Origin of the sequence: Idiomarina sp. (assembly GCF_048265525.1) — a bacterium.
Classification (GTDB): Bacteria; Pseudomonadota; Gammaproteobacteria; order Enterobacterales; family Alteromonadaceae; genus Idiomarina.
In genome coordinates this window covers 37,174-54,009 of the sequence record NZ_JBLXBI010000004.1, presented here as the reverse complement: position 1 = coordinate 54,009, position 16,836 = coordinate 37,174, and the positions used below count along the sequence as shown (strand labels likewise).

Sequence of the window (16,836 nt, the reverse complement as noted above, 5' to 3'; positions counted from 1 at the left end):
TGATACCGAAAAAGTGTTGCAAATTTTATCAGCGAATTGATTCTATTTCTGTCAATTCGTCGACAAGCTTCAGTAAATATTGTGCAAAATCTTCACGTTCATGCACGCACGCATCACACAAGTTTAGTTGCTCAAACAAACGCGCACCATGAACTGCATAAAACAGAGTTTTACCAACTTTGCTTCCGGCAATACGTTCCAGCCGCTGCAAAGTCAGTGCTATATGTTCTTTTAACGGACCTAACAACTCCGGGTTAGTCGCAGCTGCAGCCAGCATGCCGCTGCCAAGCCGTGAACATTCAGCGTCCGTATCAAGCGCTGCTAGTAAAATACTTTTTAATTCGCCTTTTGGGTCATCGGCAAACTGGTGGTGATATTGCTCACGAAGTGCTTCGTAACGTTCAACGCGGCGTTTTAACATAGCCTGAAGCAAACAATCTTTGCTCTTGAAATGATAAAGCAAACCACCTTTGCTGATGCCCGTCGTCTGGCTCAAGGCGTCAAACGTCAGATGCCCTGCACCCTCTGCAGCGACCAACTGATCAGCGGCATCCAGAATAACGTCTCTGTTGCTGGGTCGCCCTGCGCCTTTTTTCTCTACCATGGTGTATTCACTTTACCTGCACTTACTTTATCAACCGTCTGGTTGGTATAGTAATTATTTTTGTAATAAAATACAAGATTTACCTGTGTACGGTAGGCAGAGTTGTACCGAATGACGTATTATACAGGGCAAAAGCACAACGCCAGAGGCATGAAAATGAAACAAGTCACCCAGAACTTTCGGCTACTGGGCGAACAAGTACTGGATATCGAAAAGAAGGCTATTGAAGGCCTGTATCAATATTTAGATGATAATTTCGATGCCGCCTGCCAAACCCTGTTTAACTGCAAAGGTCGCGTTATTGTCACCGGCATGGGGAAATCCGGCCATATTGGTGGAAAAATAGCAGCAACACTTGCCTCTACCGGCACACCCGCATTTTTTGTGCATCCAGGCGAAGCAAGCCACGGAGACTTAGGCATGGTTGCGGCTCAGGATGTGGTCATTGCGATATCGAACAGCGGTGAAACGGCAGAAGTGCTGAACATTATTCCGGTCATTAAGCGCCTGGGCGTGCCGTTAATTTCCATGACCGGCAAGCCTGACTCTACTCTTGCCCGACTGGCTGACACTCATGTCTGTATAGCTGTTGAGCAGGAAGCCTGCCCGCTCGGGTTAGCACCTACAGCTTCGACCACAGCAACGCTGGTTATGGGCGATGCAATGGCGGTTGCCCTGCTTAATGCCCGCGGTTTTACCGCCGACGACTTTGCATTATCACACCCCGGCGGTTCGTTGGGTAAACGCCTGTTACTGCGGCTACATGACGTTATGCACACCGGCGAGCGTGTTCCGGTTATTCCGGCCGACGCTATTATCAGCGATGCCTTACTGGAAATGTCGCGTAAAGGCTTGGGTATGACCGCGATAGTTGATGAAAACCAGCGCCTTGCCGGTATTTTTACAGACGGTGATTTACGTCGAATTTTGGATAACCGAATTGACGTTCATAAGACTCCGATAGCAGAAGTTATGACCCGCTCCTGTATTACAGCGAACGAGGATATGCTGGCCGCTGAGGCATTAAAACTCATGCAAGATCGAAAAATAAATGGGCTGATAATTACCAACGACGACGGACAGCCTTGTGGCGCAATGAACATGCATGATTTACTGCAGGCGGGAGTGCTCTGATGGAATGTATTAACACCTGGTACGGCGACATTGAAAAAAGCCTGTTTAAACGCTTTTCTGAGATAAAGCTGCTGGTTCTGGACGTGGACGGAGTGTTCTCCGACGGCCGCATTTATTTAGGTAACGATGGGGAAGAACTGAAAGCGTTTCACACCCGGGATGGCTTTGGTATGAAAGCACTGAAAAAATCAGGAGTCGAAACTGCGGTAATTACCGGACGAACGTCACGCATTGTTGAGCATCGCATGGAGCACTTAGATGTCGGCTTTATTTATCAGGGGCAGAACGATAAAACAGCTGCTTTCGATGAGCTTCTGACAAAGCTAGGCCTTAGCGCAGAGCAAGTTGCTTATGTTGGCGACGATACCCCCGATTTAGCTTTAATTAAAGCTGCGGGTCTGGGTATTGCGGTCCAGGACGCTCACGCATCGGTACAACAGCAGGCCGATTATATTTCACGCTGCCATGGCGGACATGGTGCCGTGCGCGAAGTCTGTGACTTAATCATGCTCAGTCAAGGGCAACTGCACCTGGCTACAGGGGCCAGTGTGTGAGTCGACGCGTTACTGTCATTCTCATTTTATTATTCGGTGCCGGGCTATTGCTTGTCTGGCGCCCTTTTAGCGATGACGCGGACGGTAACAACGCGGCTACGACACGTACTATGCAGCCCGACTTTACCGCTTTTGGGCTGGAAACGCGGATTTTCGAAAGTGACGGCTTACTGGCTCACAAGATCAAATCTGAGAAGATGTCTCACTATAACCAAATTGGTTTGACCGAACTTAAACGTCCCGTTTACACGGTATTTTCTGAACAAGGTGAAGGACTTTGGGAAGTCAGTGCCGCACAAGGGACTTTTTATGACGATCAAACTCTGATTTTGGAGCGCGATGTTGAAATCCTTGCTTTAGAGCCGGATACTCGCATCAAACAAGTGTTAACCGAGTACCTGATTATTGATTTAAAAAATGAATCAATGAGCACTGAACATCCGGTAAGCATTCACGGACCTCGACTATTAATTCGGGGTAATGGCATGACTGCGGACCTGAAAGCAGAACGAATGGAGCTAAAAAGACATGTTAAAACGATTTTCCAGCCTGCTGAGTAAACTCATCCTGGTTGCCTTAATACCGTCAGCAGTTATGGCTCAGGGTAAGTCTGACTTTAGTAAGCCAATGGAAGTAGAGTCGAGTCAGGAAGAACTTGATATTAAAAATAACCGCCTGGTTTTAACAGACAACGTTATTATTCGTCAGGGCAGTCTATTGATTCGCGCAGACCGACTAGAAGCGTCCGCCAGCGAGAGCGCCGAGCAAGCAGACATTTTTATTGCAGAAGGTACTCCTGCCACTTACAGCCAGACGCTGGACGATGGCAATGAAATTAACGCAGAAGCGAAAAAAATAACCTATTTTCAGTCGGAACAACGACTCGAGCTCAGCGGCGACGCACGCATATCTCAAGGCAGTAGTAGCTCAAGCGGTAGTTTAATTACCTATGATTTGGATAAACAAACGGTAACGGCAAGCAGCTCAGGCGAAGAAGACAGCCGTGTTATCACTATTTTCACGCCTAAACCGAAAACTGACACCGACGAAAAAAATAACGAGAACCCTTAATATGGCAACTTTACGAGTCAAACATTTAGCCAAAAGCTACAAAAGCCGACAAGTCGTTAAAGACGTCAGTCTGGAAGTCAGTCAGGGGCAGATTATTGGTCTTCTGGGACCCAACGGCGCAGGTAAAACCACAACCTTCTATATGATTGTCGGTTTGGTTAATAGCGATAAAGGCCAAATTTTGCTGGACGACAATGACCTTACCTTGCTACCAATGCATGAACGAGCACGCAGAGGTATTGGTTATTTGCCGCAGGAGGCTTCCATTTTTCGAAAATTAACCGTGCGCGATAACCTGATGGCCATTCTGGAGACTCGTAAAGAACTATCGACCAACGAGCGTGAAGAGCAGCTTGATGCTTTGCTTGAAGAGTTTCATATTGGGCACATAGCAAACAGTCAGGGCATGAGTCTTTCCGGCGGTGAGCGCCGTCGGGTTGAAATTGCCCGTGCTTTAGCCGCAGAACCTACGTTTATTTTGCTGGATGAGCCTTTTGCCGGGGTTGACCCTATTTCCGTTATTGATATTAAAAAGATTGTTGAACATTTAAAGCAACGTGGTATTGGTGTACTTATTACCGACCACAATGTGCGCGAGACATTGTCTGTTTGTGAACACGCTTATATTGTCAGTCATGGTGAGCTTATTGCCAGCGGGGATGCAGAAAGTATATTATCGAATCAACAGGTTAGAGACGTTTACCTCGGTGAGCAGTTCACCCTATAACGTGATACCGGGATAGTCATTATGAAGCAAAGTCTGCAGCTAAAAATTGGTCAGCACCTGACCATGACGCCACAACTTCAACAGGCCATTCGCCTGCTGCAGCTTTCCTCGCTCGATCTTCAGTCAGAAATTCAAGATGCATTAGACAGCAACCCATTGCTGGAGGTTGAAGGCGAAACGAGTAACGACGCCGACCAACCCGAAACTCGCAACATTGAAGAAAGAGACGACAGTCAGCGGGAAACATCCGACGTTATAAAAACTCAGGAAATGCCTGACGAGCTGCCGGTCGACAGCAGTTGGGATGACACCTATTCCAGTCATACCCCAGCCAACGGCGCGGCCTCTTCGGGTAAATCCTTCGACGGCGACTTTGAAGTCTATCAGGGCTCTACCAGCGAGTCTTTGCAGGATCACCTGCTTTGGCAGATGCAACTTTCTCATTTCTCAGAAGAAGACACCGCCATAGCTGAAGCCATTATCGAAGCCATAGACGACAACGGCTATCTGATGGTTGATGTTAATGAAATTATTGAGGCGGTACGCCTACCCGAAGTGGAAGCAGAAGAAGTCTGCATGGTGCTTAAGCGTATTCAGCATTTTGACCCAATTGGTGTCGGCGCACGCAGCGTCAGTGAATGCCTTGCCATTCAATTACGCCAACTGAGCGACCACACTGAATACAAAGAGGTTGCTTTATGCTTAGTAACTGAACATATGGACTTACTCGGCAGTCGCGATTTTCGCACCATTCAGCGTAAACTGAAGTTATCGGAAGACGATTTACGCCAGACTATGCGATTAATTCAACAGTTACATCCGCATCCGGGCGAGCAAATTGCTCAGCAACCTGTTGAATATGTTATTCCTGATGTAGCCGTTACAAAAAAAAATGGTCGTTGGATGGTCGAATTAAACCCAGACAGCGTACCTAAATTAAAAGTGAACGAAGAATACGCGGCCCTAAGCAAAGCGACAAAGTCAGTAGCCGACAGCCAGTACATAAAGAACCATACACAAGAAGCTCGCTGGTTTATAAAAAGCCTGGAAAGCAGAAACGATACATTACTAAAAGTGGCTAACTGCATAGTACAACGCCAACAGGGCTTTTTTGAGCATGGTGAAGAAGCTATGAAGCCAATGGTTCTGAACGATGTTGCTGAAGCAGTAGATATGCATGAAAGTACGATTTCACGCGTAACCACGCAAAAATACTTACACTGCCCAAGTGGCGTATTTGAGTTGAAATATTTTTTCTCAAGTCATGTCAGTACAGAGGGCGGTGGCGAGTGTTCAAGCACGGCAATACGTGCTTTAATTAAGAAGATGGTCGCTGCTGAAAATCGCAGTAAACCGTTAAGTGACAGTAAGATTGCTGAACTGATAGCCGAACAAGGTATCCAAGTAGCAAGAAGGACAATTGCGAAGTATCGGGAATCGTTAAACATTCCATCATCGAGCCAACGCAAAAGTCTTTTGTAACTTTGTTAACTGCAGAAGGAAGACGTTATGCAAATTAATTTGACCGGTCATCACATCGATATTACCGAAGCTCTGCGTGACTACGTGGACACAAAATTTGCCAAGCTGGAAAGACATTTTGACCATATAACTAATGTTCACGTCATCCTAAATGTTGAAAAAACGATTCAAAAAGCGGAAGCTACGCTGCACGTGAATGGCGGTGAGCTTTTCGCCGATGCAAAACACGAAGATATGTACGCGGCCATCGACGGTTTAATTAATAAACTGGACCGTCAGGTGATTAAACACAAAGAGAAAATGAAACAACATTAATCCATGCAACTGAGTGAATTGTTAAGCCCCGACTGCACCAAGTGTGCAGTCGAGGGCGCAAGTAAAAAGCGACTACTTGAAACCATTAGTCAAATCGTAGCCCCTAAGCTGTCTGGCATTACCCGTCATGACATTTTTGAGAGCCTGTTAAACCGTGAACGTTTAGGCAGCACGGGAATTGGCTTAGGTATCGCAATTCCTCATGGCCGTTTACCTAATGCGAATCATCCGGTAGCGGTATTACTGACCTTAGACGAACCTATCGAATTCGATTCTATTGACAACCAACCTGTCGATATTATCTTCGCGCTTCTGGTGCCGGAGTCAGAGCACGAGAACCATCTACAAACATTGGCCACAGTGGCCAGAAGAATGAATGACAAAGACTGTACCCGCGCACTGCGCCACGCAGATTCTGATAAAGCGTTATATCAATTATTTGTGGGCGAAGGTGAACAGTCGCCATGCAACTGATCATTGTTAGTGGTCGTTCCGGTTCAGGTAAGACAATTGCTCTGCGCGTACTGGAGGATTTGGGCTTTTATTGCGTTGATAATTTACCCATAAGCCTGCTGCCAACGCTGGTACATGCGGTCATCGAGCAATATCAAAAAATAGCCATTAGCATTGATGTCCGTAATTTACCGGAGCATTCTGAAGAGTTACTGGACTCTCTGAGCTTTTTACCCAAAGGCGTTGAGCCGGAAATTCTGTTTATTGACTCTGATGACAACACCTTGCTAAAGCGTTTTGGCGAAACTCGTCGCCTGCATCCGTTATCGCAAAAAGAACTGCCTTTGCTGGAAGCGCTTCAGACCGAACATAAAATGCTTGAACCCATTATGGAGCGGGCAACCTGGCGCCTCGACAGCAGCGATTTATCACTGCACCAATTAAGTGAGCAGGTCACTGAGCGAGTACTGGGACGGGCGGATAAAAAACTGATTATAGTGTTCCAGTCTTTTGGCTTTAAGTACGGTTTGCCCAAAGACGCTGACTTTGTCTTTGATGCGCGCATTTTACCCAATCCGCACTGGCAACCCGAGCTTAAGCTGCTTACCGGCCTGGATACCGACGTGCAGATTTTCTTTCGCCAGCAACCCCTGGTGACTAAGTTTATTTATCAGTTGGAAAATTTTCTTGATACCTGGCTGCCGCACTTTCAGCGCAGTAATCGCAGCTACCTCACCATAGCTACCGGCTGCACCGGCGGCCAGCACCGCTCGGTTTATATTTCTCAGCAGTTAGCCGAGCGTTTTGAACAAAAAGCCGTAAAGGTTCAGGTCAGACACCGGGAACTAAAAACCCATGGATAAAGTTTGCAGAAAGTTAATTATTCGCAATAAACTAGGCTTGCACGCACGCGCGGCAACAAAGTTAGCGCAATTAACGCAGGAATTTGAGTCGGACATTACGGTTACTCAGGGTGAGCAATGCGTTAACGCTGCCAGCGTCATGTGCCTGATGCTACTGGCCAGTCAACAGGGAAAAACTGTTGAAGTCTGTGCCGAAGGAAAAGACGCACAAGCGGCACTAGATGCCGTTAGCGCTTTGTTTGAAGATCGCTTCGAGGAAGACGAGTAAGCATGATTGCAGAGCTTTCCGACAAAGAATATGCCATGCAGCGCATTCAGGAGGTTAACTCCGCGCTGTCCGATGGTATGTTCGTTGCTGCCCGCCGTATGCTGCATAATATGCCGGCATGCGATGTGGCATTGCTGTTGGAATCCTCGCCGCCCAAAAGCCGTTCCATTGTCTGGAAACTGGTTGACGTAGAAGAACACGGTGAAATTCTTGAGGAACTGAACGAAGAGGTTCAGAAAGACATTATCCGTCAAATGGCACCGGAGAACCTTGCCGCTGCTACCGAAGGCATGGATACCGATGACCTTGCCTACGTCTTGCGTGGCTTACCTGAGCCAGTCTATCAGCAAGTTCTGAAGTCCATGGACGAAAGCGACCGAGAACGTGCGGAAACGGCGCTCTCATACGCCGAAGACAGCGCCGGTGGTATCATGAACACCGATACCATCACCTTGCGCTCGGACGTCACTATCGATGTTGTGCTGCGTTATTTGCGGCTTAAAGGTGAACTCCCTGAAGCCACCGATAAACTCTACGTTGTGGATCGTCATGAAAAGCTAATTGGCGAAATTACTTTAACCCAGTTGTTAACTATTGACCCCAGCCGTCGCATTGACGAGATTATGTCGGCCGACATTACCACCATCCCCGTGACTATGGATGAAACGGAAGTCGCAAAACTGTTCGAACGTCATGACTGGGTATCTGCGCCGGTCGTCGACAATGAACAGCAACTGGTGGGTCGTATAACCATCGATGACGTAGTCGATATTATCCGCGAAGAAGCCCAGCACTCCATGTTGAGCATGGCGGGTCTGGAAGATGACGAAGATACTTTCGCTCCGGTATTAAAAAGTACCCGACGCCGTACGGTATGGTTGGCGGTAAACCTGGTTACAGCCTTACTGGCCGCTATGGTCAGCTCATTATTTGAAGACATACTGGCACAAATGGCCGTACTGGCTATTTTAAATACTATTGTACCCAGTATGGGAGGCATAGCCGGTAGCCAGACATTAACTCTGGTCATACGAGGAATGGCACTGGGTCACATAGGCACAAGTAACTCACGATGGCTTATCGGTAAAGAATTAGCCATTGGCTTCTTAAACGGTATTATCTGGTCGGTGCTGATTGCGGCTGTCGTGGCGCTGTGGAAACAAGACTGGCTGGTTGGCGGTATTATTGCCTTTGCCATGATGATGAACCTAGTCGCGGCCGCTTTAGCCGGTGCGACCATACCGCTTGTTCTGAAGCGCTTTAATATTGACCCCGCGCTGGCTGGAGGGGTCATTCTGACGACAGTCACTGACGTGGTCGGTATCTTTGCCTTCCTTGGCTCAGCAACCTTGTTACTGTCTTAGAGTCCTGACTTTTTAGTTACCCGCAATACTCATTTGCTCTAATAACACTGACCCGGTGTGCAGCGCATGGCGCTCGTCGGTGTCATTACCTATGGCAACAATGTTCGCCAGCATGTCTTTTAAATTACCGGCAATGGTCACTTCTTCTACTGGATACTGAATTTCACCGTTCTCAACCCAGAAGCCGGCAGCGCCACGTGAGTAATCACCGTTGACCATATTTACGCCCTGCCCCATCAATTCGGTTACCAGCAAGCCTGTACCCATTTTTTTGCATAACTGCGCTAACGAGTTGTCCTGCTGTGTAACCTTCCAGTTATGAATACCACCAGCATGGCCGGTTGGCTGCATATCCAGTTTACGCGCGGCATAGCTGGTTAACAGATAGGTTTGCAGCACCCCGTCGGTAATAATCTCTCTATCCTTTGTCGCCAAACCTTCCGCATCGAAAGGTGAGCTCGCCAGGCCACCGATAATATGCGGTTTCTCCTGAATGCTAAGCCATTCTGGCAGCACCGATTTGCCTAAATGATCGAGCAGGAAACTGGACTTACGATACAAATTACCACCGCTTATCGCACTAACCATATGACCAAACAGACTACCTGCCACGTCAGCCCGGAAAATAACCGGTACTTTAGCAGTTGGTACTTTGCGCGCTCCTAAGCGCGACAAAGTTTCTGCGGCGGCTTCTTCGGCAACACTTTCGGCAGATTTCAATTCGTGCATTTTGCGGGCAACCGAGTAGCTCATGTCGCGCTGCATTTTGTCGCCTTCTTTGGCTATCAAAACGCAACTGAGGTTATGCCGCGACTGCAAGTAACCACCAATAAAACCATGGCTATTACCATAAACGCGAAAACCTGTATGGCTGCCGTAGTGCGCGCCGTCAGAGTTAACAATACGTTCATCCAGATTCAACGCGTGTTTCTCGCAAGCCAACGCCTGCTTTATGGCATACTCTGCGCTCTGGTCACCCGGATGGCACAAGTCTAAATCCGGTACATCGGTCGCCATTAATTCTGCCGGAGCCAAACCATTGTATGGATCCGGAGAGGTAAAACGTGCAATGTCACAGGCCTTGTCGACCGCAGCGCTAATGGCCTGTTCCGACAAGTCTGTAGTTGATGCCGAACCTTTCTGGTTACCACGGTAGACGCTGATGCCCAGTGCCCCATCCTGATTAAACTCTACGGTTTCGACTTCGCCCAGACGGGTCCCCACCGAAATACCGGAGCTGTGACTGATCGAGCATTCAGCAGAACTGACGCCTTTTGCTTCAGCCAGTCGCAGTGCTTCCTTAACAGCACTCTCTACCTGCTTCATTTGAACCTGTAAGTCACTCAGTTGTACTATCAAAAAACTCTCCTCACTGCTAAACTGACGGCTTTATAGCGCTAATGAATCGAACTTATGCCGAAACGCCCAGCCGAAAATCCTGAACAATCTGACGACTTCGTCAGCAAGTCCCAAAAAAAACGCGAAATGGCTGAACGCCAGGAGCTAGGGACTCAACTTGTCAATTTGACTGACAGCCAGTTAGCAAAAATGCCACTGGATGATGAGCTGCGCGATGCCGTTTTGCTTGCCCGTAAAATTCGTAACAAGCACGAAGGTTACCGTCGTCAGCTTCAATTTATTGGCAAGCTCATGCGCTTACGTGATATCGCGCCTATTGAGCAAGCCTTGAATAATTTAAAAAATGCGCATCAGCAGCAAACGTCCATTTTTCACGAGATTGAAACAACTCGCGATAAACTGCTGCATGAAGGCGAGGATGCTCTACAAGAATTCATTGAAGAGCATCCTCATGCTGACCGCCAAAAATTGCGTCAGCTTATTCGTCTTGCCGAAAAACAGCGGGCCGAACAAAAACCACCGGTTGCGGCCCGTCAGCTGTTTGTTTATTTACGTGAACTGCTCGGTTAATACCGGGCAACTCACTTATTCGGTACCGCCAACCGTCATTGAATCCAGTTTCAGCGTCGGTTGCCCAACACCTACGGGTAAACTCTGCCCGTCTTTGCCGCAAACACCAACACCTTCGTCCAGCGACAGGTCGTTACCCACCATAGACACCTGAGCCATAGCTTCTGGTCCATTCCCAATAAGAGTTGCCCCCTTTATCGGTGTAGTAATCTTACCGTCTTCAATTAAATAGGCTTCAGATGCCGAAAACACAAACTGTCCGGAAGTAATATCGACCTGACCTCCGGCAAACTGCGGTGCATAAATACCTTTTTTCACGCTGCCAATAATCTCTTCCGGGCTGCTCTCTCCGGCCAGCATATAAGTATTGGTCATTCGCGGCATAGGTAAGTGAGCGAAGCTTTCACGGCGTCCGTTTCCAGTCGTTGCCTGACCCATTAAACGCGCATTCATTTTGTCCTGCATGTAACCGCGCAGTATGCCGTTTTCTATTAATACGTTGTAACCACTCGGCGTACCTTCGTCATCAATACTCATTGAGCCACGACGATCACTCAGGGTACCGTCATCGACAATAGTACAAAGCGGTGAAGCCACTTGTTGGCCAATTTTACCGGAATAGGCAGACGAGCCTTTACGGTTAAAGTCGCCCTCCAGGCCATGTCCAACCGCCTCGTGCAACAGTACGCCCGGCCAGCCAGAGCCCAGTACCACCGGCATATTACCGGCAGGTGCAGGTTTAGCTTCTAAATTAACCAGCCCCTGACGTACGGCTTCTTCAGCAAAACGCTGCCAGCGGGCATTACCAGAGTCTTCATCAAGGAAAAACTCATATCCGACTCGAGCTCCGCCACCGCCACTGCCGCGCTCGCGGCGACCGTCCTGCTCGGTAATGACAGAACAGCTCAGACGAATTAGAGGCCGTTTGTCGGTAGCCAGAGTGCCGTCTGTCGCAGCCACTAAAACTTCGTCGTAACTGCCGCTCAGACTCACCACCACCTGGCTCACTCGTGAATCCTGTGCCCGCGCGTGCGCATCAACTTTTTTCAGCAACTCAATTTTTTCGTCTTCAGATAAAGTATCCAGCGGATTAAGCGCTTCATAGCGCGACTTAGCCTGCACCGACTTCAGGGCTTCAACCTTTTTGCTTTGGCCCTGACGCGCTATACCGCGGGCCGCTTCACTGGTACGCTGTAACGCTTTCAATGTAATTTCATCGGCATAAGCAAAGCCAGTTTTCTCGCCCTGTACAGCGCGCACACCCATACCTGTTTCAATATGAAACGCGCCGTCTTTAATGATGCCATCTTCCAGCACCCACGACTCGTTGACACTGTGTTGTAAATAGATATCGGCAAAGTCAATATCACCGCTGTATAGCGTGGATAAGGCCTTGCTTATGTCGTCTTGTGACAATTCGTAGTCAGTTAGTGTCATGTCTTTTGTACAACCTCAAATTGATTTTGTTGCGCCACCGGCATTTGTTTTCGTATGGGTTCAATATCCGCTACGTCAACGCTGACAGAAACCACACCTTCATCCAGTTCCTGTTCTGCCAGTATTTCACCCCAGGGGCTGACAATAATTGAATGGCCGAACGTTTCACGACCATTTGCATGCTCCCCTACCTGACCCGGTGCCACGATAAAAACCTGTTGCTCAATGGCACGGGCGCGAACCAATGCATGCCAGTGAGCTTTTCCGGTAACCTGAGTAAATGCAGAGGGTAAAACAATGATTTGAGAGCCAGCCTGACGCAATGCGCTGAATAACTCTGGAAAGCGAAGATCATAACACACTGCCATGCCAACCACACCAAAGTCCGTTGCTGTGGTTACCACTTTACAGCCCGGCTGCGTCCACTTCGACTCGCGGTACTCTTTGGTGTTGTCAGCTACATCAACATCAAACAAATGAATTTTGTCGTAGCGATTGAGAATGGCGCCATCGGGGCCGAAAAGAATGGATGCCGCGGAGAATCGTTCACCGGCATCTATTGGCAGTGTACCTCCGACCAGATAAACCTCATGCTTTTTCGCTAAGGCGGCCAGCTGTTTCTGCACCTCACCATCCTTGTAGGGTTCAGCCATAGCTAACTGCGCACGGTCACCGGCACCGAAGCAGCTAAAGGCTTCAGGCAGCACTACCAGTTGCGGACGTGCGGCAGGGAGTTGTTCCAGCAGTTTAGCAACAATGGCTAAATTATCTTGCGGGTCCGGACGACTGCTCATTTGCAGCGCCGTCAGTTGCACTTGTGTCATCGTCTGCCTCTGAATCGGTTGAGTTCTCTTCCAATTCTGGCAAATCAACCGGGCGGCTGTCACGTTCTATTTCTTCAACCACCGGTTCCTCAATAGTACCGGTTACCTGATAACGCAGACGCGAAATCACTTTCGCATCGTGCAGTACTTTGTCGATGAACAGCGCAGCCAGGCCGCTGGGAGGGTTCACCATCCAGGCAAGAATAATTGGCAGGCTGGAGGTAACCTTCGGCGCATAGGTCAAATTATAATTCAGCTCGCCGGTTTTCATATCGGTCCAGCCTCGAATATCCATATCGCCGGCTGACCCTAGTAATCTTGCGTCGTCAGTATTAGCAACACCTTCTTCAATCTGGACACTGCCGGTTAGGTCAGTAAAAAACATTCCCTGTGAAAAAATATCACGAAAATCTAAGGTTAGCTTTCGGAGGATACTGTCCAGACTCAGCAGTGAAAAAATACGCGCGCCGCCGTCACTCACTTCGGCCAGGTAGCCTTTTTCTAAATCCCAAGCCACTTCGCCGTTCAACGAATTCCAGTCTGGTTGATACAAGTGGTCGCGCCAGTTTAAGTTAAAGTCGATAACCGCAGCACTGTCCCTGACCGCCGTTTCCAAACCATAGTCACGTAATAAATCACCCAGATCTCCAGCCTCCAAACGTCCGGAAAGCGCACTTAAAGCCTGCTCGTCTGTGTAGCGCCAATAACCTGTTACAGCCAGCTCATCACTGCCTTTTTTAAGAGCCATTTTTTCTATACTGAAGCCGTCTTCAAGCGGAGCAAGCACTAACTCAACTTCGCCTAACTCATGCTCGTCAATGCGACAACTGCGACAGAAAAAGTTAAGTTTCGGTACTTTTTTAAGCCAGCTCCAGTCGGTCTTCTCGGTGTTTTCCGGCAGCTCGACGTCGCTGCTTAACGCCAGGTAATCGGCTCTGACCGTTATTCCCTGCTGTACAAAGCTTTCCGGAATGGTCGCGCTTAGCACGGCGTTCTCAGCATCTACCCGCGCTTGCCAGCCTAAATCATCCGGCCATACCTGAATATCCGCCTGATCAAATTTCTGCTGTCCCCACTGCAACTGCGGCGTTTCAATACGAATAGAATCGGGCAGCCACCCTTCGCTGCCGCCACCTTCAGTATCAACGTTTGAGTCCCCGGACAGTGCGTAAAGTACCGAGTACCATTGGCCTATATCGGCGTGCGGTAACTGCGCGTTAATCGCAAAGCCATTAACCAGTTCGTTCGCCGAGCTCACCTCTCCAATATTCAACCTTGCCTGTTGCCAGCCTCCGCTACCCGGCTGCCAGCGGCTGTCCCAGTTAAGGCGCTGATCGATATTAGCCCGTAAACGCAGCTCATCTCCAGTACCATTAAGCTGAACAGCCAATTGCCAGCCATCGCCAAAATCCTTTTGTAAAGGCGCTGGCAGTGATGTCTCAAGGCCGGTCAAGTCAAACTGCGACTCCAACGCGACGCCAATATCGTCGTCGTTAAAGGTTAACTGGAGATTAGCTTCACCATTTACCGCTCCGTAGAAAAATGGTTTCCACTGTGGATAAGGCAGTTGCTTAAATAAAGGTTCGCTTTGCCAGTCCAGAGTTGTATTCACATTCAGTAAATAATCCTCACCGCTGAGCCCTCCTGATACTTCGGTTGGTATCGGCATACCGTACCAGTTCAGACGCAGCCCTTCGGTACTTATCTTACTGTTGTTAATTTTCAGAATACCTTCTGAAACCGTAAAATTTTGTTGTATGGCATCAATGTTAAGAGAAAGCCCGGCTAACGGAGCTTCAACAGAAACATCGACATCTCGCGAGTTATTTAAGGGGATATCCAGCTGAAAAGAACCAGCAACCTCTCCGCTCGGACCAATTTGCATCAGCGTTTCGGTTACGCTGTCCAGCGGAGATTGCTCAAACACCGGTAACAGTGACTCTCCTTTTCCACTAACACCAGCTTGAATCTGCAACCCCTGTGCGGCATCGGCTAAATCCTTAATTTGCGCATCAACCCGGGTTACCCGCACATCTTCTATATGTCCGGCATCCGTCGACATAAACAAGCTTCTGTTATAAAAATCGAGCTTTACCGGAGCATCGGCTAGCGGAAGCCAATCTGGTTGAAACTGGTAGGTTAAATCATCGAACTCCACCCGCGCATTGAAGACACCTTGATTGTCCTCACCCGGAAACTGAGTGACGGGTCCGCGCCACAGTAACTCCATGCCACGGGCCTGACCGGAAACTAAGGCTCCGGAAAGATAGTCTTTTACTCCCTGCCCGATAATTGATGGCAGTAGCTTACGGGCAGTGTCGACAGAAAAGCCCTGTGCGCTAGAAAGCAATAAATCAATTTGTGGTGTTGTTTCGCTGTCACCTGACAAACCGCCGTTACCGGTAAGCTGAAAGTCGTCTCGCTGGAGTTGTAGCTGCTCTAAATCTACCCGCCAGTTGTCAGCTTGTAACAACCAGGAACCTGATAAATTAAGAGTATCAATATCCCATGCTTGCTTGCTGGAGAGGCTATTACCGGTAAGGCGAACATTGTCGCCTTCTACTTGCCATACACCGTGATTCGACAAGCTACTGATATTGACATCCAGACCATTAAAGCCCGGCCAGCGCTCATTCCCGTCCGCCGATAAGTTGTGACTTTTTACAGACCATTGCTGACCGGAGACAGGGTGCAGACGATAGCGCAAGCTCGCTTTCCCTTTTAAGCCCAGACTCCTTACCGACTCAGCTGGTTTATTAAAAGGCAGCAGTGGGAGTAATCCGGCAACCTCATCAATCGCGATATCATCCACACTGATATCATGAATCTCATTAAGTTGCTGCCAGGCAATACGCGGTAACTCCAGATGACCTACTGAGGTATTAACTGTCATTGGCAAACTGTTTAGCAGCCAACCGTTTTCTTCCGGCCGCAGCACGATTTCACCTTCGGGTAACTGCAACCAGTTGAGCTCTTCTGAATTACTATCTAACCAGGTAATGCGGTTGTCTCTTAACTTAACTAACCCTTCAAATAACTGACCATGACGAACATCGAGCCAACCCGTAAAGTTTACGTTTGAAGCTTGTACGTCAATGTCGCCCAGTTGCTCTTCAAGCCAGGGACTGATATCAACGTTCTGCGAATTGACATAAAACTGACCATTAAATTCCGACCAGCGGTCACCGCGCAAATCGATAATGAAATCGAGACTATTGGTCGCAAAATCTTCCATCCGAAACTGGCCAATCCCCTGGTGCTTTTTGCCTTCATTACTCCAGGACAGTCTATCAATATCAATCTCTCGCGTTACGCCACGTAAGTTTGTCAGTAACAACTCACCATTATTCAGTGAAAACTTTTCTAATTGCTGCAGAAACAAACGGTTTACGTAATCTAAATCTAGTTTCTCAGCTTCGTTAGCCGCCGAGAATTTACGTATATCTACCGCTATGCGGGCGTCGTCAAGAATAAACTGCTTCGCAATGAGCTGTTGATCCAGTAAGGTTTTCCAGAAATCGAGCACCACATGAACCTGGCCAACACGCACCTGCACAGGCGACTGCTCGCGTTCCAGCAAAACTAAATTATCCAGAACAATGGAAGGCCCTTCCCGGGTCCAGGCCATCGATAAGTCACTAATACTAACGGGTTGCTGGAAACGGGCTTCCAGTTGCTCTTCAAGTGGCTCGGTCAAATCGGGCAGGTATGGCAGACTGTAACGCAATAAACTCAGGCCGACAGCAACCAGCACCAGCACAATAGCCAGCGTTAGCCAGAGTTTGTTCAAAATCCACGACAGAGTCCGCAT

At 48.5% G+C, this 16,836-nt stretch carries 17 protein-coding genes; 12 read left to right on the top strand and 5 right to left on the bottom strand.

All coding sequences use genetic code 11. The features are described 5' to 3' along the window. Positions 1 to 28: 28 nt before the first annotated feature. A complete protein-coding gene (locus ACN0TF_RS09390) occupies positions 29 to 604 on the bottom strand; it encodes a TetR/AcrR family transcriptional regulator (protein WP_417441709.1) in 576 nt (191 codons plus the stop codon). Positions 605 to 760: 156 nt separating this feature from the next. Between ACN0TF_RS09390 and ACN0TF_RS09385 the strand changes: the two genes are divergently transcribed. From ACN0TF_RS09385 to mgtE, 11 genes are read left to right on the top strand one after another with little or no spacing between them, the layout of a single operon-like run. Beyond that, entirely contained in the window at positions 761 to 1,738 is a 978-nt protein-coding gene (locus ACN0TF_RS09385; RefSeq protein ID WP_417441882.1) for a KpsF/GutQ family sugar-phosphate isomerase, read from the top strand. Beyond that, positions 1,738 to 2,292, top strand: coding sequence for a 3-deoxy-manno-octulosonate-8-phosphatase KdsC (kdsC, locus tag ACN0TF_RS09380; RefSeq protein ID WP_011233661.1), 555 nt, complete (start codon positions 1,738 to 1,740; stop codon positions 2,290 to 2,292). The genes ACN0TF_RS09385 and kdsC overlap by 1 nt, the downstream gene beginning before the upstream one ends. Continuing rightward, positions 2,289 to 2,852, top strand: coding sequence for an LPS export ABC transporter periplasmic protein LptC (gene lptC, locus ACN0TF_RS09375; RefSeq protein ID WP_417441708.1), 564 nt, complete (start codon positions 2,289 to 2,291; stop codon positions 2,850 to 2,852). Before kdsC ends, lptC begins: the two co-directional genes overlap by 4 nt. After that, entirely contained in the window at positions 2,821 to 3,363 is a 543-nt protein-coding gene (lptA, locus tag ACN0TF_RS09370; protein ID WP_417441707.1) for a lipopolysaccharide transport periplasmic protein LptA, read from the top strand. The genes lptC and lptA overlap by 32 nt, the downstream gene beginning before the upstream one ends. Position 3,364: 1 nt before the next feature. Beyond that, positions 3,365 to 4,090 (top strand): LPS export ABC transporter ATP-binding protein, encoded by a 726-nt coding sequence (gene lptB / locus ACN0TF_RS09365; RefSeq protein ID WP_317497827.1) that lies wholly within the window; start codon positions 3,365 to 3,367, stop codon positions 4,088 to 4,090. Between the two features lie 21 nt (positions 4,091 to 4,111). Next, a complete protein-coding gene (locus tag ACN0TF_RS09360) occupies positions 4,112 to 5,572 on the top strand; it encodes an RNA polymerase factor sigma-54 (RefSeq protein ID WP_417441706.1) in 1,461 nt (486 codons plus the stop codon). Between the two features lie 27 nt (positions 5,573 to 5,599). After that, positions 5,600 to 5,887 carry a ribosome hibernation promoting factor gene (hpf, locus tag ACN0TF_RS09355; RefSeq protein WP_011233656.1) on the top strand — a complete coding sequence of 96 codons (288 nt, stop codon included), beginning with the start codon at positions 5,600 to 5,602 and terminating at the stop codon, positions 5,885 to 5,887. A gap of 3 nt (positions 5,888 to 5,890) precedes the next feature. Beyond that, a complete protein-coding gene (ptsN, locus tag ACN0TF_RS09350) occupies positions 5,891 to 6,361 on the top strand; it encodes a PTS IIA-like nitrogen regulatory protein PtsN (RefSeq protein ID WP_011233655.1) in 471 nt (156 codons plus the stop codon). Continuing rightward, the gene (rapZ, locus tag ACN0TF_RS09345) at positions 6,352 to 7,203 is read left to right on the top strand and encodes an RNase adapter RapZ (protein WP_417441705.1); all 852 of its coding nucleotides are present in this window, start codon (positions 6,352 to 6,354) and stop codon (positions 7,201 to 7,203) included. Before ptsN ends, rapZ begins: the two co-directional genes overlap by 10 nt. Next, the gene (locus tag ACN0TF_RS09340; protein WP_011233653.1) at positions 7,196 to 7,471 is read left to right on the top strand and encodes an HPr family phosphocarrier protein; all 276 of its coding nucleotides are present in this window, start codon (positions 7,196 to 7,198) and stop codon (positions 7,469 to 7,471) included. Before rapZ ends, ACN0TF_RS09340 begins: the two co-directional genes overlap by 8 nt. 2 nt (positions 7,472 to 7,473) lie before the next feature. Next, complete coding sequence (mgtE, locus tag ACN0TF_RS09335; protein WP_051018712.1) at positions 7,474 to 8,835, top strand: magnesium transporter; 1,362 nt, start codon at positions 7,474 to 7,476, stop codon at positions 8,833 to 8,835. Between the two features lie 12 nt (positions 8,836 to 8,847). On the opposite strand, the gene pmbA is transcribed toward mgtE, so the two are convergent. Next, positions 8,848 to 10,194 (bottom strand): metalloprotease PmbA, encoded by a 1,347-nt coding sequence (gene pmbA / locus ACN0TF_RS09330; protein ID WP_417441704.1) that lies wholly within the window; start codon positions 10,192 to 10,194, stop codon positions 8,848 to 8,850. A gap of 54 nt (positions 10,195 to 10,248) precedes the next feature. On the opposite strand from pmbA, the gene yjgA reads away from it, so the two are divergent. Continuing rightward, positions 10,249 to 10,764 carry a ribosome biogenesis factor YjgA gene (gene yjgA / locus ACN0TF_RS09325; RefSeq protein WP_417441703.1) on the top strand — a complete coding sequence of 172 codons (516 nt, stop codon included), beginning with the start codon at positions 10,249 to 10,251 and terminating at the stop codon, positions 10,762 to 10,764. A gap of 15 nt (positions 10,765 to 10,779) precedes the next feature. Here the strand turns inward: yjgA and tldD are convergent, their stop codons facing one another. Genes tldD through ACN0TF_RS09310 form a run of 3 tightly spaced genes read right to left on the bottom strand, consistent with a single transcriptional unit; the run spans position 10,780 to position 16,836 of the window. Further along, positions 10,780 to 12,201 carry a metalloprotease TldD gene (gene tldD, locus ACN0TF_RS09320; protein ID WP_417441702.1) on the bottom strand — a complete coding sequence of 474 codons (1,422 nt, stop codon included), beginning with the start codon at positions 12,199 to 12,201 and terminating at the stop codon, positions 10,780 to 10,782. Continuing rightward, positions 12,198 to 12,995 (bottom strand): carbon-nitrogen hydrolase family protein, encoded by a 798-nt coding sequence (locus ACN0TF_RS09315; RefSeq protein ID WP_417441881.1) that lies wholly within the window; start codon positions 12,993 to 12,995, stop codon positions 12,198 to 12,200. The genes tldD and ACN0TF_RS09315 overlap by 4 nt, the downstream gene beginning before the upstream one ends. Beyond that, the gene (locus ACN0TF_RS09310) at positions 12,967 to 16,836 is read right to left on the bottom strand and encodes a YhdP family protein (protein ID WP_417441701.1); all 3,870 of its coding nucleotides are present in this window, start codon (positions 16,834 to 16,836) and stop codon (positions 12,967 to 12,969) included. Before ACN0TF_RS09310 ends, ACN0TF_RS09315 begins: the two co-directional genes overlap by 29 nt.

What these genes read in the sequence shown, in the direction of transcription:
- ACN0TF_RS09310 (WP_417441701.1), bottom strand. Translation starts at nt 16,836, where the DNA reads ATGCGGACTCTGTCGTGGATTTTGAACAAACTCTGGCTAACGCTGGCT.
- tldD (WP_417441702.1), bottom strand. Translation starts at nt 12,201, where the DNA reads ATGACACTAACTGACTACGAATTGTCACAAGACGACATAAGCAAGGCC.
- ACN0TF_RS09340 (WP_011233653.1), top strand. Translation starts at nt 7,196, where the DNA reads ATGGATAAAGTTTGCAGAAAGTTAATTATTCGCAATAAACTAGGCTTG.
- hpf (WP_011233656.1), top strand. Translation starts at nt 5,600, where the DNA reads ATGCAAATTAATTTGACCGGTCATCACATCGATATTACCGAAGCTCTG.
- mgtE (WP_051018712.1), top strand. Translation starts at nt 7,474, where the DNA reads ATGATTGCAGAGCTTTCCGACAAAGAATATGCCATGCAGCGCATTCAG.
- ptsN (WP_011233655.1), top strand. Translation starts at nt 5,891, where the DNA reads ATGCAACTGAGTGAATTGTTAAGCCCCGACTGCACCAAGTGTGCAGTC.
- kdsC (WP_011233661.1), top strand. Translation starts at nt 1,738, where the DNA reads ATGGAATGTATTAACACCTGGTACGGCGACATTGAAAAAAGCCTGTTT.
- ACN0TF_RS09385 (WP_417441882.1), top strand. Translation starts at nt 761, where the DNA reads ATGAAACAAGTCACCCAGAACTTTCGGCTACTGGGCGAACAAGTACTG.
- rapZ (WP_417441705.1), top strand. Translation starts at nt 6,352, where the DNA reads ATGCAACTGATCATTGTTAGTGGTCGTTCCGGTTCAGGTAAGACAATT.
- ACN0TF_RS09315 (WP_417441881.1), bottom strand. Translation starts at nt 12,995, where the DNA reads ATGAGCAGTCGTCCGGACCCGCAAGATAATTTAGCCATTGTTGCTAAA.
- ACN0TF_RS09390 (WP_417441709.1), bottom strand. Translation starts at nt 604, where the DNA reads ATGGTAGAGAAAAAAGGCGCAGGGCGACCCAGCAACAGAGACGTTATT.
- lptB (WP_317497827.1), top strand. Translation starts at nt 3,365, where the DNA reads ATGGCAACTTTACGAGTCAAACATTTAGCCAAAAGCTACAAAAGCCGA.
- lptA (WP_417441707.1), top strand. Translation starts at nt 2,821, where the DNA reads ATGTTAAAACGATTTTCCAGCCTGCTGAGTAAACTCATCCTGGTTGCC.
- ACN0TF_RS09360 (WP_417441706.1), top strand. Translation starts at nt 4,112, where the DNA reads ATGAAGCAAAGTCTGCAGCTAAAAATTGGTCAGCACCTGACCATGACG.
- yjgA (WP_417441703.1), top strand. Translation starts at nt 10,249, where the DNA reads ATGCCGAAACGCCCAGCCGAAAATCCTGAACAATCTGACGACTTCGTC.